Origin of the sequence: Mesorhizobium sp. M3A.F.Ca.ET.175.01.1.1, assembly GCF_004791945.1 — a bacterium.
Taxonomy (GTDB): Bacteria; Pseudomonadota; Alphaproteobacteria; order Rhizobiales; family Rhizobiaceae; genus Mesorhizobium.
This window is the reverse complement of the sequence record NZ_SRTP01000001.1, coordinates 409,921-429,913: the sequence shown is the minus strand read 5'-3', so window position 1 is coordinate 429,913 and position 19,993 is coordinate 409,921. Positions and strand designations below refer to the sequence as shown.

15 protein-coding genes and 1 tRNA gene are annotated in these 19,993 nt (G+C 63.5%); 2 read left to right on the top strand and 14 right to left on the bottom strand.

The window, feature by feature from the left end; translation table 11 throughout:
• Positions 1-3: 3 nt before the first annotated feature.
• Positions 4-375, bottom strand: coding sequence for a 30S ribosomal protein S12 (gene rpsL / locus EN818_RS02135; RefSeq protein ID WP_006202128.1), 372 nt, complete (start codon positions 373-375; stop codon positions 4-6).
• A gap of 464 nt (positions 376-839) precedes the next feature.
• Between rpsL and EN818_RS02130 the strand changes: the two genes are divergently transcribed.
• Together EN818_RS02130 and EN818_RS02125 are read left to right on the top strand one after the other, a co-directional pair.
• Positions 840-1,121 carry a transcriptional regulator gene (locus EN818_RS02130; protein ID WP_095806133.1) on the top strand — a complete coding sequence of 94 codons (282 nt, stop codon included), beginning with the start codon at positions 840-842 and terminating at the stop codon, positions 1,119-1,121.
• An 83-nt stretch (positions 1,122-1,204) separates the two neighbouring features.
• Positions 1,205-2,164 (top strand): Gfo/Idh/MocA family oxidoreductase, encoded by a 960-nt coding sequence (locus EN818_RS02125; RefSeq protein ID WP_095805835.1) that lies wholly within the window; start codon positions 1,205-1,207, stop codon positions 2,162-2,164.
• A 132-nt stretch (positions 2,165-2,296) separates the two neighbouring features.
• Here EN818_RS02125 and EN818_RS02120 read toward each other — a convergent pair whose 3' ends face one another.
• The 13 genes from EN818_RS02120 to tuf form a co-directional block, all read right to left on the bottom strand.
• Positions 2,297-2,962 carry an O-methyltransferase gene (locus tag EN818_RS02120; protein ID WP_095805836.1) on the bottom strand — a complete coding sequence of 222 codons (666 nt, stop codon included), beginning with the start codon at positions 2,960-2,962 and terminating at the stop codon, positions 2,297-2,299.
• A 75-nt stretch (positions 2,963-3,037) separates the two neighbouring features.
• On the bottom strand, positions 3,038-7,234 hold the full coding sequence (gene rpoC, locus EN818_RS02115; RefSeq protein WP_095806134.1) for a DNA-directed RNA polymerase subunit beta': 4,197 nt from the start codon (positions 7,232-7,234) through the stop codon (positions 3,038-3,040).
• A gap of 141 nt (positions 7,235-7,375) precedes the next feature.
• The gene (rpoB, locus tag EN818_RS02110) at positions 7,376-11,512 is read right to left on the bottom strand and encodes a DNA-directed RNA polymerase subunit beta (protein ID WP_095805837.1); all 4,137 of its coding nucleotides are present in this window, start codon (positions 11,510-11,512) and stop codon (positions 7,376-7,378) included.
• 265 nt (positions 11,513-11,777) lie between these two features.
• On the bottom strand, positions 11,778-12,158 hold the full coding sequence (gene rplL / locus EN818_RS02105; protein ID WP_095805838.1) for a 50S ribosomal protein L7/L12: 381 nt from the start codon (positions 12,156-12,158) through the stop codon (positions 11,778-11,780).
• A 54-nt stretch (positions 12,159-12,212) separates the two neighbouring features.
• Positions 12,213-12,731 carry a 50S ribosomal protein L10 gene (gene rplJ, locus EN818_RS02100; protein WP_095805839.1) on the bottom strand — a complete coding sequence of 173 codons (519 nt, stop codon included), beginning with the start codon at positions 12,729-12,731 and terminating at the stop codon, positions 12,213-12,215.
• Between the two features lie 385 nt (positions 12,732-13,116).
• On the bottom strand, positions 13,117-13,815 hold the full coding sequence (gene rplA, locus EN818_RS02095) for a 50S ribosomal protein L1 (protein ID WP_095805840.1): 699 nt from the start codon (positions 13,813-13,815) through the stop codon (positions 13,117-13,119).
• 5 nt (positions 13,816-13,820) lie between these two features.
• On the bottom strand, positions 13,821-14,249 hold the full coding sequence (rplK, locus tag EN818_RS02090) for a 50S ribosomal protein L11 (RefSeq protein WP_059189557.1): 429 nt from the start codon (positions 14,247-14,249) through the stop codon (positions 13,821-13,823).
• Positions 14,250-14,438: 189 nt separating this feature from the next.
• The gene (nusG, locus tag EN818_RS02085; protein ID WP_059189556.1) at positions 14,439-14,966 is read right to left on the bottom strand and encodes a transcription termination/antitermination protein NusG; all 528 of its coding nucleotides are present in this window, start codon (positions 14,964-14,966) and stop codon (positions 14,439-14,441) included.
• 27 nt (positions 14,967-14,993) lie between these two features.
• On the bottom strand, positions 14,994-15,197 hold the full coding sequence (gene secE, locus EN818_RS02080; RefSeq protein ID WP_095805841.1) for a preprotein translocase subunit SecE: 204 nt from the start codon (positions 15,195-15,197) through the stop codon (positions 14,994-14,996).
• Positions 15,198-15,555: 358 nt separating this feature from the next.
• Positions 15,556-15,631: transfer RNA gene (locus EN818_RS02075), tRNA-Trp, on the bottom strand.
• A 106-nt stretch (positions 15,632-15,737) separates the two neighbouring features.
• Positions 15,738-17,330: a hypothetical protein gene (locus tag EN818_RS02070; protein ID WP_245420347.1), complete on the bottom strand. Its 1,593-nt coding sequence runs from the start codon at positions 17,328-17,330 to the stop codon at positions 15,738-15,740.
• Positions 17,331-17,553: 223 nt separating this feature from the next.
• Entirely contained in the window at positions 17,554-18,765 is a 1,212-nt protein-coding gene (locus EN818_RS02065) for a hypothetical protein (protein ID WP_095805842.1), read from the bottom strand.
• Positions 18,766-18,984: 219 nt separating this feature from the next.
• Positions 18,985-19,993: elongation factor Tu (tuf, locus tag EN818_RS02060; protein WP_135906521.1), on the bottom strand; the 1,009-nt coding region annotated here is incomplete at its 5' end.

Sequence of the window (19,993 nt, the reverse complement as noted above, 5' to 3'; positions counted from 1 at the left end):
CCCTTACTTCGGACGCTTCGCACCGTATTTCGAACGGCGCTGCTTGCGGTTCTTCACACCCTGCGTGTCGAGCACGCCGCGGATGATGTGGTAGCGGACACCCGGAAGGTCCTTGACGCGGCCGCCGCGGATCATGACCACGGAGTGCTCCTGCAGGTTGTGGCCTTCGCCCGGGATGTAGCCGATCACTTCGAAGCCGTTGGTCAGACGGATCTTGGCCACCTTGCGCAGCGCCGAGTTCGGCTTCTTCGGCGTCGTGGTGTAGACGCGCGTGCAGACGCCCCGCTTCTGCGGGTTCTGCTGCATGGCCGGGACCTTGTTGCGCTTCACCGGCGCCAGGCGCGGCTTGCGGATCAGCTGGTTGACGGTAGGCATTAAACCCTCTTGTCTCTCAATTCCGTGTCTCGCCCCTGTCAGGGCCGCTCAAAGCGTCGTTTCCATACGCAAATTCGGGCAACACACCGCGTCTCGCGGTCCTGCCCGAACAAATTGCAGAGGAAGCGGAAGCCGCTTCATGCGCGCCGGAAATGTCTTTTCGCTCGTAAAACGAACCCTGTTTGAGGCAAACTCCAAGGCGTGTCGCCTCGGAAAAGCAAGTCTCACATCGGTTCTGACGGGGCGGCTTCTACTCGTAAGGCCCCTGTCCGTCAACCCCGGAGCAGCAAATATTGCGGCCCAATTCGAGGCTTGGCAGCCATGCGTCCAACGCATGTAATTTTGTTGCGTCTTTTTGCAAGGGCGAGGAAGAAAGTGACCGCCTTCCGCCTGTCCTATATGGGTGCTTCATGCCAAAAGGCGGCATGAGCAGCACCAATCCCCTCGCCCGGAGGAATCAGCCCGTGAACGACAATGAAGAACGCCCGGTCACCATCATTACCGGCCGGGTGTGGAAGAAGAAGGGCGGCAAGCCGGAGGGCGTGCATGTGATGCTGGTCGCGCCGGACGACGATTCGGCCGTTCGCCGAGCGCTCGAATCGCTCGCCGCAGAAGGCTATGCGGAAGCCGAGCTCGATCAGATCGGCGACATGGATGGCGCGCCCGACGACGAGCCGCATCTGTCCGCCTATCAGGGCGCGATCGAAGGCGAGGTCTCGATCGTCACCTTCGACCAGCCGCTCTGATTCACCAGGGCGGCGGCAAAGGCGTCGGCCGGCCAGCCCTCTCCTGCCTAGAACACCCAGCTTTTCAGTCCTCCGGAGTTCCCATGACCAGCGATCCCGCCAAGCTCGGCACCATCAAACTCGACCCCATCAAGCTAGGCATCGTCGGCGTGGGAAAGATCGTCCGCGACCAGCATCTCCCTGCCCTGGCGAAGGACGCCAATTACCAGCTTGTCGCCGCCGCCAGCCGCCACGGCAAAGTCGACGGCATCCCGAACTATCCGAGCATCGAGGCCATGCTCGAAGCCGAGCCCGGCCTTGACGCCGTCTCGCTCTGTATGCCGCCCCAGTTCCGCTACGACGGCGCCCGCGCCGCGCTCGAGGCAGGCAAGCACGTCTTCCTCGAGAAGCCGCCGGGCGCCACCGTCAGCGAGGTCGAGGACCTGAAGACGCTTGCCGCAAGCCACGGCGTCTCGCTTTTCGCCAGCTGGCATTCGCGCTACGCGCCGGCGGTCGAGGCCGCGCGCGCTTTCCTCGCTTCGGCAAGCATCAGTTCGGCCGCGATCAACTGGAAGGAAGACGTGCGCCGTTGGCACCCGAACCAGGAATGGATCTGGGCGCCGGGCGGCTTCGGCGTGTTCGATCCCGGCATCAACGCGCTGTCGATCGCCACCCACATCCTGCCGCCGATGTTCATCACGTCGGCCGTGCTCGATTTTCCGGAAAACCGCGCCGCGCCGGTTGCCGCGCATGTCGTCTTCCGCACCTCGGGCGGGCTGCCGGTGACGATGGAGCTCGACTGGCTGCAGACGGGCCCGCAGAGCTGGGACATCCTGGCCGAGACCGACAAGGGCAAGATGGTGCTTTCGGGCGGCGGGGCGAAGCTCGCCATCGAGGGCAAGATCGTCCATGACGAGCCGGAAGCCGAATATCCGATGCTCTACAAGCGCTTCGCCGAGATCGTGCGCGCCGGCGTTTCGGATGTCGACCTGGCGCCGCTGCAGCATGTCGCCGACGCCTTCATGCTCGGCAAGCGCAACGTCGTCGAGGCCTTTTTCGACTGAGCGCCTTCCTTTCCCTCCGGAGGGGGAAAAGTGGCGCTGCGAAGCAGCGACGGATTGGGGGAAGCCGCTCGTCAGACGAACAGCCGGTGACAAGCGAGCTGGTCCGATATCACTGTCATTGACGGTGTCATATCACTTGACGATCGCAATCGCGAAGCCGTCATAGCCCTTGGCGCCGACGGTCTGGATGGCTGTTCCCTCCAGCCGCTCGTCTCCGCCGATGAAGGCGAACGCCGCGCGGGCGCCTTCGACATTGGCGTCGCTGCCGTCCTGGTTGAGCACGGCACCGTCGCGAACGACGTTGTCGCAGACGATCACTGTGCCGCGGCGCGACAGCCGCATGGCCCAGGACAGATAGTTCGGGATGTTCGGCTTGTCGGCATCGATGAAGATCAGGTCGAACGGACCGGCATTTTCGCTCTCCAGCTCAGCCAGCGACTGAAGCGCCGGACCGACCCGCAGTTCTACCTTGTCGGAGACCCCTGCCCGCTCGACATTCGAGCGCGCCACTTCGGCATGATGCGGTTCGAGCTCCAGCGTCACCACCGTCCCTTCATCAGGCAGTCCCCGCGCCATCCAGATCGTCGAATAGCCGCCCAGCGTACCGATCTCCAGCACTCGCTTCGCGCCGCGGATGCGCACCAGCAGCGACAGCAGCTTCCCTTGCGCCAAGGAGACGTCGATGGCAGGCAGCCCCTGCTCGCGGTTCGCCGCGAGCACCGCATCGAGAATGGGATCCGCCTCGAAAAGCGAGGAAACGATGTAGTCGTCGACAGCCGTCCAGGTCTTGCTGGTCATGGTTATTCCTCGTTTGGAGCCAGAATGAAAAAGGGGCCGCGCGGGCCCCTTTCCAGTTTTCATTTCCAGCCGCGCTTACTGCGCGGCGTTGACCATGTCGGTCAGCATCGGCTCGGCGACTTCGACGCCAGACGCCTTGCGGCGCTCGTCGATGATGAGCTCGTCGCGCGAGGTGGCGATGCGCCGGATCTGGCTCATCGTGCCGCCGGTGCCGGCCGGGATCAGGCGGCCGACGATGACGTTTTCCTTCAGGCCCTGCAGCATGTCGGTCTTGCCGGCAACCGCCGCTTCGGTCAGCACCCTGGTCGTCTCCTGGAAGGAGGCGGCCGAGATGAAGGACGGCGTCTGCAGCGAAGCCTTGGTGATGCCGAGCAGCACCGGCTGGCCTTCGGCCGGCTTCTTGCCGTCGTCGATCAGGCGTTCGTTGACCTCTTCCAGTTCGATCACGTCGACGTGGTCGCCCGGAATGTAGCTCGAGTCGCCCTGGACCGTGATCTCGACCTTCTGCAGCATCTGGCGAACGATCACCTCGATGTGCTTGTCGTTGATCGACACGCCCTGCAGGCGGTAGACCTCCTGGATCTCGTTGACGAGGTAGGACGCAAGCGCCTCCACGCCCTTGATCGCCAGGATGTCGTGCGGCGCCGGATTGCCGTCGAGGATGTAGTCGCCCTTCTCGATGACGTCGCCGTCCTGCAGATGGAACGGCTTGCCCTTCGGGATCAGGTACTCGACCGGCTCCATCGTCGAGTCATGCGGCTCGATGATGATGCGGCGTTTGTTCTTGTAGTCGCGGCCGAAGCGGACCGTGCCATCGATCTCGGCGATGATGGCGTGATCCTTCGGCCGGCGAGCCTCGAACAGTTCGGCCACGCGCGGCAGACCGCCGGTGATGTCCTTGGTCTTGGCGCTTTCCATCGGGATACGCGCCAGCACGTCGCCGGGACGGACATGCGCGCCCGGCTCGACCGAGAGGATGGCCTCGACCGAGAGCAGGAAGCGTGCATCGCCGCCCTTCGACAGCTTGCCGACCTTGCCCTTGGCATCCTGAACGACGATTGCCGGCTTCAGGTCGCTGCCGCGCGGCGTCGAACGCCAGTCGATGACCTCGCGCTTGGTGATGCCGGTCGATTCGTCGGCCGTCTCCTGCACGGAGATGCCGTCGACCAGATCCTCGAACGCCACCTTGCCCTCGATTTCGGTGAGGATCGGGCGAGTGTAGGGATCCCACTCGGCGATACGCTGGCCGCGCTTCACCTTGTCGCCGTCGTCCACAAAGATGCGCGAGCCATAGGCGACGCGGTGCGTGGCGCGTTCCTTGCCGGTCTCGTCGAGGATCAGAACCGCCATGTTGCGGCCCATCACCATCTGCTGGCCTTCGGAGTTGCGCACCACGTTGCGGTTGCGGATCTGAACCTTGCCCTCATAGGAGGCTTCAAGGAACGAGGAGTCCACCACCTGCGCCGTGCCGCCCATGTGGAAGGTACGCATGGTGAGCTGGGTGCCCGGCTCGCCGATCGACTGCGCGGCGATGACGCCGACGGCCTCGCCCTGGTTGACGGGGGTGCCGCGGGCAAGATCGCGACCGTAGCAGACCGCGCACACGCCGGTCCTGACCTCGCAGGTCAGCGCCGAGCGGATGCGCACCGACTGCACGCCGGCCTTCTCGATCTGCTCCACATCGCGCTCGTCCATCAGCTTGCCGGCCTTGACCAGCAACTCGCCGGAAACCGGATGGTTGATGTCGTCGAGTGCCGTGCGGCCAAGCACGCGCTGACCGACCGAGGCGACGATCTGACCGGCATCGACGATCGGCTGCATGGTGAGGCCCTTCTCGGTGCCGCAATCCAGCGAGTTGACGATGCAGTCCTGGGCCACGTCGACCAGGCGGCGGGTGAGGTAACCCGAGTTCGCCGTCTTCAGTGCGGTGTCGGCCAGACCCTTGCGGGCCCCGTGGGTCGAGTTGAAATACTCGAGCACGGTGAGGCCTTCCTTGAAGTTCGAGATGATCGGCGTCTCGATGATCTCGCCCGAAGGCTTGGCCATCAGGCCGCGCATGCCCGCGAGCTGGCGCATCTGGGTGGGCGAGCCGCGCGCACCCGAATGCGACATCATGTAGATCGAGTTCATCGGCTTCTGACGGCCATTGTCCTCGAACTCGACGGCCTTGATGCGGGCCATCATCTCGTCGGCGACCTTTTCCGAGCACTTGGCCCAGGCGTCGACCACCTTGTTGTACTTCTCGCCCTGGGTGATCAGGCCGTCATTGTACTGCTGCTCGTATTCCTTGGCCAAAGCCTCGGTGTCGGAGACCAGCTTCAGCTTGGTGTCCGGGATCACCATGTCGTCCTTGCCGAACGAAATGCCGGCGCGGCAGGCATGAGCGAAGCCGAGGGCCATGATGCGGTCGCAGAAGATGACCGTCTCCTTCTGACCGCAATGGCGGTAGACGGTGTCGATCATCTTGGAGATGTTCTTCTTGGTCATCTCCTGGTTGGCGATCTCATAAGGCACGTTGACGTTCTTCGGCAGAAGCTCGCCGATGATCATGCGGCCAGGCGTGGTGTCGTGAATCCTCGACACCGTCTTGCCATCGGCATCGACGGTGCGGAAACGGCCCTTGATCTTGGCGTGCAGCGTCACGGCCTTGGTCTCCAGCGCGTGCTGGAGCTCGCCCATGTCGGCAAACACCATGCCCTCGCCCGGCTCGTTCTGGTTGACGATCGAGAGATAGTAGAGACCCAGAACCATGTCCTGCGACGGCACGATAATCGGCGCGCCGGAGGCCGGGTGCAGGATGTTGTTGGTCGACATCATCAGCACGCGGGCTTCGAGCTGCGCTTCCAGCGACAGCGGCACGTGGACCGCCATCTGGTCGCCGTCGAAGTCGGCGTTGAAGGCCGTGCAGACCAGCGGATGCAGCTGGATCGCCTTGCCTTCGATCAGGATCGGCTCGAACGCCTGGATGCCGAGGCGGTGCAGCGTCGGCGCGCGGTTCAAGAGCACCGGATGCTCGCGGATGACCTCGTCGAGGATGTCCCAGACCTCCGGACGCTCCTTCTCGACCAGCTTCTTCGCCTGCTTGACGGTCGAGGAGAAGCCCTTTGCGTCGAGGCGGGCGTAGATGAAGGGCTTGAACAGCTCGAGCGCCATCTTCTTCGGCAGGCCGCACTGGTGCAGCTTGAGCTCCGGACCGGTCACGATGACCGAGCGGCCGGAATAGTCGACGCGCTTGCCGAGCAGGTTCTGGCGGAACCGGCCCTGCTTGCCCTTCAGCATATCGGACAGCGACTTCAGCGGACGCTTGTTGGCGCCGGTGATGACGCGGCCGCGACGGCCGTTGTCGAACAGCGCATCGACGGCTTCCTGCAGCATGCGCTTTTCGTTGCGCACGATGATGCCCGGCGCGCGCAGCTCGATCAGCCGCTTCAGGCGGTTGTTGCGGTTGATGACGCGGCGATAGAGATCGTTCAGGTCGGACGTGGCGAAGCGGCCGCCGTCCAGAGGGACCAGCGGGCGCAGGTCCGGCGGGATCACCGGAACCACCTTCATGATCATCCATTCCGGACGGTTGCCGGATTCCATGAAGTTCTCGACGACCTTGAGCCGCTTCAGCAGCTTCTTCTGCTTGAGCTCGGACGAGGTCGAAGCCAGCTCCGAACGCAGGTCGCCGGCGATCTTCTCTAGTTCCATGCCGGCGAGCAGGTCATGGATAGCCTCGGCGCCGATCATGGCGGTGAAGGAATCCTCGCCGTACTCGTCGACGGCCAGCATGTACTCTTCCTCGCTGAGCAGCTGGTGCTCCTTCAGCGCGGTGAGGCCCGGCTCGGTGACGATGTAGTTCTCGAAGTAGAGGACGCGCTCGATGTCCTTCAAGGTCATGTCGAGCAGCGTGCCGATGCGCGAGGGCAGCGACTTCAGGAACCAGATATGGGCGACCGGCGCGGCGAGCTCGATGTGGCCCATGCGCTCGCGGCGCACGCGCGACAGCGTGACTTCGACGCCGCACTTCTCGCAGATGACGCCCTTGTACTTCATGCGCTTGTACTTGCCGCACAGGCACTCATAGTCCTTGATCGGACCGAAGATGCGCGCGCAGAACAAGCCGTCACGCTCCGGCTTGAAGGTGCGGTAGTTGATGGTCTCCGGCTTTTTGATTTCGCCGAACGACCAGGACAGAATCTTCTCAGGGCTGGCGAGCGAGATCCGGATGGAATCGAACACCTGCGCAGGCGCCTGGGGGTTGAAGAGATTCATGACCTCTTGGTTCATGCCGTTCTCCTTTTCGGGGTCCTCGAAAACCCCTTGCATCGATCGCGGGCCGAATGCCCGCAGACTGGCCGGCCAACCGGCCGAAGAATTTGACGGGCGCGCCGCTTCTTGGGCGGCGGCGCGCCATTGCCTTGCTTGGCGTTACTCGGCCGCGTCGGGCAGCCGCACGGGGGCCTCGTCGACCTTGGTGTTCTCCAGCTCGACATTGAGGCCGAGGGAGCGCATTTCCTTGACGAGAACGTTGAAGCTCTCGGGGATGCCGGCCTCGAACGTGTCGTCGCCTCTGACGATCGCCTCATAGACCTTGGTGCGCCCGGCGACGTCGTCCGACTTAACCGTCAGCATCTCCTGCAGCGTGTAGGCGGCGCCGTAGGCTTCCAGGGCCCAGACCTCCATTTCGCCGAAGCGCTGGCCGCCGAACTGCGCCTTGCCGCCCAGCGGCTGCTGGGTGACGAGCGAGTACGGGCCGATCGAGCGCGCGTGGATCTTGTCGTCCACCAGGTGATGAAGCTTGAGCATATAGATGTAGCCCATCGTCACCTTGCGATCGAACGGCTCGCCGGTGCGGCCGTCATAGAGCTGCGACTGACCGCTGGTGTGCAGGCCCGCCTGCTCCAGCATGGTGTTGATGTCGGCTTCGTGGGCGCCGTCGAATACCGGGGTCGCGATGGAGACGCCGCGGCGCATCTGCTCGCTGAGGCGAACGATGCTCTCGTCGTCATATTCGCGGATCGGCTCGTTGCGGTCGTTGGAGGGCATGAAGCTCTCCAGCGTCTTGCGCAGCGGCTTGATGTCGCCGCCCGCCTTGTACGCGTCGATCAGCTCGCCGATCTTCCGACCCATGCCTGCGCAGGCCCAGCCCAGATGCGTTTCCAGGATCTGGCCGACATTCATGCGGCTCGGCACGCCCAGCGGGTTGAGCACGATATCGGCATGCGTGCCGTCCTCGAGGAAAGGCATGTCCTCGACCGGAACGATGCGCGACACCACACCCTTGTTGCCATGACGGCCGGCCATCTTGTCGCCCGGCTGCATCTTGCGCTTCACCGCCACGAAGACCTTGACCATCTTCATGACGCCCGGAGGCATCTCGTCGCCGCGCTGCACCTTCTCGACCTTGTCCATGAAGCGCTGCTCGAGCGCCTTCTTGGAGTCGTCATACTGGCCGCGTAGCGCTTCCAGCTCGCTCTGGAGCTTCTCGTTCTCCACCGCGAACTGCCACCACTGCGAGCGCGGATACTCGTCGAGCGTGTCCTTCGAGAGCTTCGAGCCCTTCTTGAAGCCCTTCGGCCCGGCGATCGCATCCTTGCCGACCAGCATGTCGGAAAGGCGCGAATAGACGTTGCGGTCGAGGATCGCCTGCTCGTCGTCGCGGTCCTTGGCCAGGCGCTCGATCTCCTCGCGCTCGATTGCCATGGCGCGCTCGTCCTTCTCGACGCCGTGGCGGTTGAAGACGCGCACTTCCACGACCGTGCCGAAGGTGCCCGGAGGCATGCGCATGGAGGTGTCGCGGACGTCGGAAGCCTTTTCGCCGAAGATGGCGCGCAGCAGCTTTTCTTCCGGCGTCATCGGGCTTTCGCCCTTCGGCGTGATCTTGCCGACCAGGATGTCGCCCGGCTGCACTTCCGCGCCGATATAGACGATGCCGGCCTCATCGAGGTTCTTCAGCGCTTCTTCCGAGACGTTCGGGATGTCGCGCGTGATTTCCTCCGGCCCGAGCTTGGTGTCGCGGGCCATGACCTCGAACTCCTCGATGTGGATCGAGGTGAAGACGTCGTCGGCCACGATGCGCTCGGAGAGCAGGATCGAGTCCTCGTAGTTGTAGCCGTTCCACGGCATGAACGCGACGAGCACGTTACGGCCGAGCGCGAGATCGCCGAGCTCGGTCGACGGACCGTCGGCGATGATGTCGCCCTTGTTGACCCGATCGCCCATGCGCACCAGCGGACGCTGGTTGATGCAGGTGTTCTGGTTCGAGCGCTGGAACTTCATCAACCGGTAGATGTCGACGCCGGACTTGCCGGGATCGAGATCCTCCGTGGCGCGGATGACGATACGCGTGGCGTCCACCTGGTCGACGATGCCGCCGCGGCGGGCGCCGATGGCGGCGCCCGAGTCACGGGCGACGATCGGCTCCATGCCGGTGCCGACGAACGGCGCCTCGGCGCGCACCAGCGGCACGGCCTGACGCTGCATGTTCGAGCCCATCAGCGCGCGGTTGGCGTCGTCGTTCTCGAGGAACGGGATGAGCGCAGCCGCCACCGACACCATCTGCTTCGGCGAGACGTCCATCAGGTCGACGTTCTCGCGCGGCGCCATCATCACTTCGCCAGCGTTACGGCAGATGACGAATTCGTCGACGAAACCGCCATTCTTGTCGAGCTCGGCGTTGGCCTGCGCGACGTGGTGCTTGGCCTCCTCCATCGCCGACAGATAGACGACTTCGTTGGTCAGCTTGCCGTTGACGATCTTGCGGTACGGGCTCTCGATGAAACCGTACTTGTTGACGCGCGCGAAGGTGGCGAGCGAGTTGATCAGGCCGATATTCGGGCCTTCCGGCGTCTCGATCGGGCAGATGCGGCCGTAATGCGTCGGGTGCACGTCGCGCACCTCGAAGCCGGCGCGCTCGCGGGTCAGACCGCCCGGTCCGAGCGCCGACAGGCGGCGCTTGTGGGTGATCTCCGACAGCGGGTTAGTCTGGTCCATGAACTGCGACAGCTGCGAGGAGCCGAAGAATTCGCGCACGGCGGCAGCCGCCGGCTTGGCGTTGATGAGGTCCTGCGGCATGACCGTGTCGATCTCGATCGAGGACATGCGCTCCTTGATCGCGCGCTCCATGCGCAGGAGGCCGACGCGGTACTGGTTCTCCATGAGCTCGCCGACCGAGCGCACGCGGCGGTTGCCGAGATTGTCGATGTCGTCGATCTCGCCCTTGCCATCACGCAGCTCGACCAGCGTCTTGACCACGGCCAGGATGTCTTCCTTGCGCAGGACGCGCACGGTGTCCTCGGCCTTGAGCTCGAGACGCATGTTCATCTTGACGCGGCCGACGGCCGACAAGTCGTAGCGCTCGCTGTCGAAGAACAGCGAGTTGAACATAGCCTCGGCGGTCTCGAGCGTCGGCGGCTCGCCCGGACGCATGACGCGGTAGATGTCGAACAGCGCGTCCTGGCGGCTTTCGTTCTTGTCGACCGCGAGCGTGTTGCGGATGTAGGCGCCGACATTGACGTGGTCGATGTCGAGGATCTGGATTTCATCCTCGCCCGTGCCGAGCAGCACCTTCAGCGTCTTTTCGTCGATCTCGTCGCCGGCCTCGAGGAAGATCTCGCCGGTGGCATAGTTGACGATGTCCTCCGCGAGGTAGTTGCCGAGCAGGTCCTCGTCGGTCGCCTTGATCGCCTTCAGACCCTTTTCGCCGAGCTGGCGGGCCTGGCGGGCGGTGATCTTCTTGCCGGCTTCGACGACGATCTCGCCAGTGTCGGCGTCGACCAGGTCGCCGACTGCCTTGAGGCCGCGGAACCGCTCGACGTTGAACGGAATGCGCCAGTGGTCGCCGGAGCGCTTGTAAGTGATCTTGTTGTAGAAGGTCGACAGGATCTCCTCGCCGTCCATGCCGAGCGCCATCAGAAGCGACGTCACCGGGATCTTGCGGCGGCGGTCGATGCGGGCGTGCACGACGTCCTTGGAATCGAACTCGATGTCGAGCCACGAGCCGCGATAGGGAATGACGCGCGCGGCGAACAGAAGTTTGCCGGACGAGTGCGACTTGCCCTTGTCATGGTCGAAGAAGACGCCCGGCGAGCGGTGCATCTGCGAGACGATGACGCGCTCGGTGCCGTTGACGATGAAGGTGCCGTTCGACGTCATGAGCGGCATGTCGCCCATGTAGACGTCCTGCTCCTTGATGTCCTTGATCGACTTGGCGCCGGTATCCTCGTCGATATCGAACACGATGAGGCGCAGCGTCACCTTCAGTGGCGCGGCATAGGTCAGGTCGCGCTGACGGCATTCGTCAACGTCGAATTTCGGTCCCTCGAACTCATACTTCACGAATTCCAGCATCGAGGAGCCGGAAAAATCGGAGATCGGGAAGACCGACTTGAAAACAGCCTGCAGTCCTTCGTCCGGACGTCCGCCCTTGGGCTCGTCCACCATCAGGAACTGGTCATAGGATGCCTTTTGGACCTCGATCAGGTTCGGCATCTCCGCAACTTCGGGGATCTTTCCGAAGAACTTGCGTACGCGTCTGCGGCCATTGAAAGTCTGGGTCTGGGCCATCGTCGCTCCTTAGCTCTGAACTCGGGGCGAACCTCGCCGCGGCTCGCCTTGCACCAACGGGCTGCCTTGGGGCCGCCCCTGTCTGTTTTTCCGGCCGCCCCTTCCAATCGTTTGGCGGGTGCCGGCTAAAACGGGAGAAAACCCGTTTCCGGAAGGCCGTTTGCGGCCCTCAGGAAAGAGGTTTTCAAACGTCTCGCGCTGCGAAGCCTCCCTTGGTCAAGGGAGGGGGCGGACGGCGCGAGGCCGTCCGCCCTCGCCCAAAGGCTTACTTCAGGTCGACCTTGGCGCCAGCGGCTTCCAGCTGAGCCTTGAACTTGTCGGCGTCGGCCTTGGAAACGCCTTCCTTGACCGGCTTCGGAGCCGCTTCGACCAGGTCCTTGGCTTCCTTGAGGCCAAGGCCGGTGATGGCGCGGACTTCCTTGATGACGTTGATCTTCTGGGCGCCGGCATCGGCGAGAACGACGTCGAATTCCGTCTTCTCTTCGGCCGGAGCAGCAGCGGCGGCAGCGCCACCAGCAGCAGCAGCAACCGCCACCGGAGCAGCAGCCGAAACGCCCCACTTCTCTTCCAGGAGCTTCGACAGCTCAGCCGCCTCGAGGACGGTCAGCTTCGAAAGGTCGTCTACGATCTTCGCGAGATCAGCCATTTGTGTATTCCTTCACTAGGTTCGAACGTGTGTTGTTGACAGCGAGGAACGGCCTCATGCCGCCTCGTCCTTCCGGGCGTAAGCGCCGATGACACGCGCGACCGAAGCCGCGGGCGCATTGACGATCTGGGCGATCCGGGTTGCCGGCGTGGCGATCATGCCAACCAGCTTGGCGCGCAGCTCGTCGAGCGACGGCATGGTGGCGAGTGCCTTCACACCGTCGGCGTTGAGCGAGGTCGAGCCCATCGCGCCGCCGAGAATGATCAACTTGTCATTCCCCTTGGCGAAATCGGACGCGACCTTCGGCGCCGCAACCGGATCCTCCGAATAAGCAATCAGCGTCTGTCCCTTGAACAGATCGACGATCGATGCGGAGTCCGTGCCCTGAAGAGCGATCTTGGCGAGACGGTTCTTCGCGACTTTGACGGTGCCACCGGCAGCGCGCATCTTCGACCGAAGGTCGTTCATTTGCGCGACGGTGATACCGGCGTAGTGGGCCACGACGACTGAACCGGCGTTCGAGAACGCTTCGTTCAGGCCCGTGACGAGTTCGCGTTTTTCCGCTCTGTCCACTGCCTATCTCCAGTTGACCCCCAACCTGCTGATGAGAACATTCTCATTCACGAGGTCAGGCGTCGGGTTGCCTTTTGCCGGCCGGGCTATCCCAAAAAGGATCTCCCGAACGGCGCTCGAGGATCCTGCCCCCTTTCGCCACACCGACGGCCACGCCGGCGATGTGCTGACAAAAGGCAAACACGGTTCGAACCTTTCATTGGAGCTTGTCGCTCCTTTGTCGGGTCTTCACCCGTCTCATGCAGGCCGCATGAATTAAGGCTGTTGGGCCGCCTGCAATCTCGGACAGGATATCCGGAAGCCTTTCGGCCTCCGGGGGTACCGGCCCGCCGACGGATCGGCGGCCCGGAATTCTTCCAGATCGGCTAAGCCGATCAGACGACGATTACGACGCGGCGAGCGTCGCGATGTCGAGCTTGAGGCCCGGGCCCATCGTCGAGGTGACCGACACCTTCTTGACGTAGTTGCCCTTGGCGCCGGCCGGCTTGGCCTTGTTCACCGCATCGGCGAAGGCCCGCACATTCTCTTCCAGCGCTTTGACGTCGAACGAGATCTTGCCGACGCCGGCATGGACGATGCCGGCCTTCTCGACGCGGAACTCGACGGCGCCGCCCTTCGAAGCCTTGACGGCCGCAGCCACGTCCGGGGTCACGGTGCCGACCTTTGGGTTCGGCATCATGCCGCGCGGACCGAGCACCTTACCGAGACGGCCGACCAGCGGCATCATGTCCGGGGTAGCGATGCAGCGGTCGAAGTCGATCGTGCCCTTCTGGACGATGTCGACCAGATCCTCGGCGCCCACGATATCGGCGCCGGCGGCCTTGGCTTCCTCGGCCTTGTCGCCGCGCGCGAACACGGCAACGCGCACCGAGCGGCCGGTGCCGTTCGGCAGGTTGACCACGCCGCGGACCATCTGGTCGGCATGGCGCGGGTCGACGCCCAGATTCATCGCGACCTCGACGGTCTCGTCGAACTTCACCGAAGACCGCTCCTTGAGCAGCTTCAGCGCGTCACCAAGAGCATAGGCCTTGTTCGGGTCGATGCCTTCGCGGGTCTTTGCCACGCGCTTTGCAATCTTTGCCATGATCTTCAGCCCACCACTTCCAGGCCCATCGAGCGGGCGGAGCCCTCGACCATGCGCATGGCCGCCTCGACGTCGTTTGCGTTCAGGTCCTTCATCTTCTGCTCGGCGATCTGGCGCACCTTGTCGCGCGAGATCGTGCCGGCCTTGACCTTGCCCGGCTCCTTCGAACCCGACTTTAGGTTGGCGGCCTTCTTCAGGAAGTAGCTCACCGGCGGCGTCTTCATGACGAAGGTGAACGACTTGTCCTGGTAGTAGGTGATGACGACCGGGATCGGCGACCCCTTCTCCAGCTCCTGCGTCTGCGCGTTGAACGCCTTGCAGAACTCCATGATGTTGATGCCGCGCTGACCAAGCGCCGGGCCGATCGGGGGCGACGGCGTGGCCGAACCCGCGGCAACCTGGAGCTTGAGCTGGCCTGCAACTTTCTTAGCCATCTCTATTCCTGCCTTTTCTCATGCCGGCCCCTAGCTGGGAAATACCGGCGGTTGCAGTCTGGTGGTGCGGTTCCCGCGGCCGGCTAAGCCGCGTTCGCCTCCCACCCGTTCACGGCAGCGTGCTTTCACACCGCCACCCCTCGCCTGTCGGCAAAGGGCATCCCGACACCTTGCGGCGCGGGTATCGGATCAGCCCTTTTCGACCTGACCGAATTCCAGATCGACGGGCACGGCGCGCCCGAAGATCGAAACTTCCACTTTGAGGCGAGCCCGCTCCTCGTCCACTTCCTGGACGAAGCCGTTGAAGGATGCGAACGGCCCGTCCGACACCCGGATCGCCTCGCCGATCTCGAAAGTGACCGAGGGCTTGGGCCGCTCGACGCCTTCCTGCACCTGGTTCAGGATGCGCTGCGCCTCGGTCTCCGTGATCGGCACAGGCTTGGAGTCGCCCAGGAAGCCGGTGACCTTCGGCGTGTTCTTGACCAGCGAGAACACGGCGTCCGTCAGGTTGGCCTTCAGAAGCACATAGCCTGGGAAGAACTTGCGCTCGGCATCGACCTTGCGGCCGCGACGGATCTCGACGACCTTCTCGGTCGGCACCACGATCTGCTCGATCTCGCCCGACAGACCCTTCTGCTTGGCCTTGTTCTCGATGTCCTCGGCGACCTTCTTTTCGAAGTTCGAATAGGCGTGGACGATGTACCACCGCGCAGTCATTTCAAGACGTCTCCGTAATCGCCGAACTTAGTGTCCGAGGCCCAGAATGAACTCGATCGCATAGCCCATGGCTATGTCGGCGGCGAAGAAGAAGATCATGGCGATGACCGCGAACACCAGCACCATCACCGTCGAGATCATGGTCTCTCGGCGCGAGGGCCATGTCACCTTGGCCGTCTCCGCACGCACCTGCTGGAGAAAGGTGAAAGGATTGGTGGTTTTCGAAGCCATAAGCCGCTCTGTCTTCAAGACCCGTTGGCCGGGTCTCCTGGATGATCCCGCTGGCCGGGACGTGCCGCCTGGGCTTCCTGCCGGCGCGAATCAGCGCCACCATTTCACCCACGCAAATCAGACGCGTAAAGCCGGCTTCCCAGCTCCACGCGTCGCGTGTCTGTTCAGTCTACATAAAACCGATTCTTGGTCCACGCAAGTGGCAAGTGTTCCGCTTTATGTTTTAGCGCCGCCTCGGAACCATCCAGTCGTCCCGTCCCGGCTATGCGGGGCTTATGCCCCAATTCCCGTTATTTGGCAAGCCGTGCGCCGGTTTTCAAACAGCTGGGCTAATTTTGCAATCCGCCATTTTGAGAGATGGCACGGGCAGCAGGGCTCGAACCTACGACCTGCGGTTTTGGAGACCGCCGCTCTACCAACTGAGCTATGCCCGTACACGCGCGCTGCTATTTCACAAAGACGACGAGAACTCAAGTGCCGTTTTGAGGCGGGGCGCTGCCGACCGGAGGGTGCAGCCAGCATCCCCGGTTCTGGCGGCCACTAAAGCTTCGGCGGCGATTCCGCCTGGGCGTTGGCGGACGGCAGGGCGCGGCAGTTGTCCGGTTTCGGCGACGACCTGCAGATTGTCGCGCCCGTCAGCGCGTCCACCGACTGGCGGCCCGTGGTGAGCCCGAACTTCGCCAATTCGTCCTGGCTGAGTTCCCTGTGCTTGGCATATTGGGCCGACTGCATCGCGGCGAACAGGCCCGAGCCGATCGCCATCTCCTCGAGATACGCCCTGACCTTTTCTTCCATGCCCATGGAGTGCACGAGGAAATGCGCATCGGCACCCACGAAGCGCCTGGCGCCGCCGGCAATCATCACCGCGCAGGCCGCATCGCATTCGGCGCCGGCATCGACGGTGAGGCCGGTATGGAAGCCGTCCTTGGCGGCACAGCCTGCCGCGCCTGGGTCGCAATCGAGAAAATCCGTTCGGCCCACCGCGACGTCCAGCCCGCGCTCACGGATCAACCGGCCGGCGGCGAGCGCACCCCGAATGTCGCCACCCGGCGAGTTGATCACCACCGGCAGCCTGCGCCCGCCTACCGTATCCAGCACCGCGCGCAGCCTGTCGGGCGTGCCGGCGGTGATCGTGCCTTCCGCCGCGATCCAATCCGGGCAGTCGGGATTGCAGAGCGGGTTGCTGCCGCGAACCAAGACAAAGCGCATTTCTTGCGCCTGCTTCGGCGGCGCGGCCAGAGCCTGGGCGGCTTGTGTCTCGGCGGCCGCCATCTCAGCCGGTTTCGCATTCCCGTCTGCCGGTATTTCCCGGCAGTTCGCCGGCACCGGATTTGCTCTACAGGTAGTCGCGGCCGCAAAGAGCTCGAGCGAGTCCAAGCTGGTGACCAGGTTCATGCGCAACATGTTTTCCGGAACCAGCTGGTGGATATCGCTCGCTGGCGTGTTCTTCATCGTGACCAGCACGCCCTCGCCTATTCCCATCTCCCTCAGATAGGCCGAAAGCCGCTTCTCGACCGCCTTGCTCATCTCATAGGTCTTGTAGCTGCCCGCGTTCTTTCGGCTGACCAGCTTCGTGCCTATGACCTTCTTCTTGCCGTTCACGACCCGGTAGGTGGTGCGGTAAAGCAGCTTTTCCCGACGGTATGTGGTGGTGATCTGGTGGACACCGAGAAAGGCCCACTCGCCGACAACGCGGCGGATGCCTCCGGCAAACATCAGCGGGCAGGCCGAATTGCACATGGCGCCGCTGTCATAGGCGACACCGAAATACGGAGCGCCCCTGCCGTCATTGTCCCGGCAGTTCTTCATCTGCGGCTCGCAGCCGAAAAACACCGTCGTGCCGACGGCGATGTCGAGCTTGTTCTTGCGAATGATGCGGCCGAGCTGGAGGGCGGCATCGACATTGCCACCCGGCGAATTGACGATGATCGGCAGTTGCCGGCCTTTCAGCGACTTCAGCGTCCGCTTGAGCAGGGCCGGCGTGCCCGCCTCGATCGTGCCTTCCGCCGAGATCCATTCCGGGCAGTTGGGCTCACAGCCCGGCGCGCTGCTGCGCACGACGGCAAAGCGCATGGTCGGGCCTAGGTCGGACTCGGGCTTTTTCGCGGCGGCGGCGGGACCAGCATTGCCCATGACAAAGAGCAGCACCAGGCAGATCAGCCCCGGTGACCACCATGCCCGACTGTTGAAACGGCACCCTGCAACCACGTCCGGCAAGCCCCTTGATGCAACCCACACTATTTGCAACGCCGGGGCTTGCAACAGATCCCATGAGAGCGGCCGACCAAAACGGGTAGCCGGAGGGTACCATTCTGTCGAGCTCCGGCTAGCGCAACCAGTCGTATGCCCCTGCTGATCATGGCTTCATGTCCGACGATGTGTACGGACCGTTCGTCACACCCCAAGCCGGCCATGGGCCTATCCCACTAGGGCCACCACAGGCCTCACCGAGGTTTGGATCGGTCGCAACCACCTGCAATTTGCCATCTATGTCGGTGCAAGCCGTCAAGGTCAGGCTCGATTCACGATCTCGCTGCGGTCTCTGGTCGGCAGGGTCGGTCGCCTGCCCGGGTGACGGAGACGGTTCGGGCTTCGCCTTGACTGCTGCCACCTCGGCCGGCTTGGCGGGAGGCGTTTGTCCGTCGGCCGGCCTGGACGCCGGTATTTCTCGGCAATTCGGGGCCAACTTATCGAGCACGCACAGGCTCGCCCTGGTAAACAGCTCTAGGGTGTCCGTGCTGGTAGCCAATTTCATCGTCAGCATATCGTGGAGGGTGATCCGCTTGATATCGCTGGCCGGCGTTGCCTTCATAGTGTCCAGCACCCCCTGCCCGACCCCCATCTCCCTGAGATAGGCCGAGAGCTTCCTCGCAAACGCCTTGCTCATTTCGTAGGTCTTGTAACTTTTGCCCTCAGTGACGGTCTCCGTGGTCACCTGATATCTCTTGCCTCGGATTGTTCGATAGGTGGTTCGAAAATGCCTTGTGGAGGGGAACCAAGTGGTGGTGATCTGATGAACACCGAGATAGGCCCAGCCGCCAGCCACGCGGCGAACGCCACCCGCAAACATCAGGGGACATGCAGAGTTGCACATGGCGCCGCCGTCAGACGCCACGCCGAAATAGGCGACACCCTTGCCGAATCTCGCCCCGCAACCCTCCGTCCCCGGCCAACAATCGGAAAACTCAGTCTTGCCGATGGCTATGTCGAGCCCGTTCTTGCGTATGATGCGACCGAGCTGAAGCGCGGCGGCGACATCGCCGCCTGGGGAATTAACGATGATCGGCAGTTTGCGAGTGCCGAGCGTCTTCAATATGCGCTTGAGCTGTGCTGGCGTGTCCGATGCGATGGCGCCCTCTGCCGAAATCCATTCCGGACAATTCGGCTCGCAGCCGGCCGCGCTGCTGCGAACAACGACGAACTGCATCTCCGAAAAACCATCGGACGACATGCCCGGCATGTACCACGTACCCGGATTCCACGACTTCGGATTGGACAATATCTTCGGGTCGAAATCCTCGGCCTTTGCGGCGAAGCCAACCGTTGCAATCGCGACCACAAGCGCCATGACGACCAGTTCACGCCACGACCTTGCGATAGCGTCTGAACGTCTTCCTGAAACCACGCTTGGCAACGCCCCCGTTGATACAACCAATAATAGCTGCGGCAACGGTACTTGCAACAGATTTGAAACGACCGGGCAATACTTGTGCCGCGATGCGCCGGAAACAAAAAAGGGCGGCCCGTCGGACCGCCCTTTCCCTTCTCACCGGCAATGCCGGATCGATTATTCCTTGATGGTGACGACGATGCCGGCACCGACGGTGCGGCCGCCTTCACGGATGGCGAAGCGCAGCTTCTCTTCCATCGCGATCGGCACGATCAGCTCGACGTCGACGGTGATGTTGTCGCCGGGCATCACCATCTCGGTGCCGGCCGGCAGCGTCACGATGCCGGTCACGTCCGTGGTGCGGAAGTAGAACTGCGGACGGTAGTTGGTGAAGAACGGCGTGTGGCGGCCGCCCTCGTCCTTGGTCAGGATGTAGGCCTCGGCCACGAACTTCTTGTGCGGCTTGACCGAGCCCGGCTTGGCCAGGACCTGGCCGCGCTCGACGCCCTCGCGGTCGACGCCGCGCAGCAGCGCGCCGATGTTGTCGCCGGCCTGGCCCTGGTCGAGCAGCTTGCGGAACATTTCCACGCCCGTGCAGGTCGTCTTGGTCGTCGGCCGGATGCCGACGATCTCCAGCTCCTCGCCGACCTTGACCACGCCGCGCTCGACGCGGCCGGTCACCACCGTGCCGCGGCCCGAGATCGAGAACACGTCCTCGATCGGCATCAGGAACGGCTTGTCCAGCGGACGCACCGGCGTCGGGATGTAGGCGTCGACCTGCGCCATCAGCCCGCGGATGGCGTCCTCGCCGATGGTCTTGTTGGAATCTTCCAGCGCCGCCAGCGCCGAGCCCTTGACGATCGGAATGTCGTCGCCGGGGGACTCGTTCTTGGTCAGCAGCTCGCGCACCTCGAGCTCGACCAGCTCCAGAAGCTCGGCGTCGTCGACCTGGTCGACCTTGTTCAGGAACACCACGATCGACGGCACGCCGACCTGGCGGGCGAGCAGGATGTGCTCGCGCGTCTGCGGCATCGGGCCGTCGGCGGCCGACACCACCAGGATCGCGCCGTCCATCTGCGCGGCGCCGGTGATCATGTTCTTCACATAGTCGGCGTGGCCGGGGCAGTCGACGTGGGCATAGTGCCGGTTGGCCGTCTCGTACTCGACGTGCGCGGTCGAAATGGTG

Excerpts from the sequence above, each read along its gene's own strand:
- rpsL (WP_006202128.1), bottom strand. The coding sequence starts at position 375 with ATGCCTACCGTCAACCAGCTGATCCGCAAGCCGCGCCTGGCGCCGGTG.
- EN818_RS02125 (WP_095805835.1), top strand. The coding sequence starts at position 1,205 with ATGACCAGCGATCCCGCCAAGCTCGGCACCATCAAACTCGACCCCATC.
- EN818_RS02120 (WP_095805836.1), bottom strand. The coding sequence starts at position 2,962 with ATGACCAGCAAGACCTGGACGGCTGTCGACGACTACATCGTTTCCTCG.
- rpoC (WP_095806134.1), bottom strand. The coding sequence starts at position 7,234 with ATGAACCAAGAGGTCATGAATCTCTTCAACCCCCAGGCGCCTGCGCAG.
- rpoB (WP_095805837.1), bottom strand. The coding sequence starts at position 11,512 with ATGGCCCAGACCCAGACTTTCAATGGCCGCAGACGCGTACGCAAGTTC.
- rplL (WP_095805838.1), bottom strand. The coding sequence starts at position 12,158 with ATGGCTGATCTCGCGAAGATCGTAGACGACCTTTCGAAGCTGACCGTC.
- rplA (WP_095805840.1), bottom strand. The coding sequence starts at position 13,815 with ATGGCAAAGATTGCAAAGCGCGTGGCAAAGACCCGCGAAGGCATCGAC.
- rplK (WP_059189557.1), bottom strand. The coding sequence starts at position 14,249 with ATGGCTAAGAAAGTTGCAGGCCAGCTCAAGCTCCAGGTTGCCGCGGGT.
- nusG (WP_059189556.1), bottom strand. The coding sequence starts at position 14,966 with ATGACTGCGCGGTGGTACATCGTCCACGCCTATTCGAACTTCGAAAAG.
- secE (WP_095805841.1), bottom strand. The coding sequence starts at position 15,197 with ATGGCTTCGAAAACCACCAATCCTTTCACCTTTCTCCAGCAGGTGCGT.
- EN818_RS02070 (WP_245420347.1), bottom strand. The coding sequence starts at position 17,330 with ATGGGCAATGCTGGTCCCGCCGCCGCCGCGAAAAAGCCCGAGTCCGAC.
- EN818_RS02065 (WP_095805842.1), bottom strand. The coding sequence starts at position 18,765 with ATGGCGCTTGTGGTCGCGATTGCAACGGTTGGCTTCGCCGCAAAGGCC.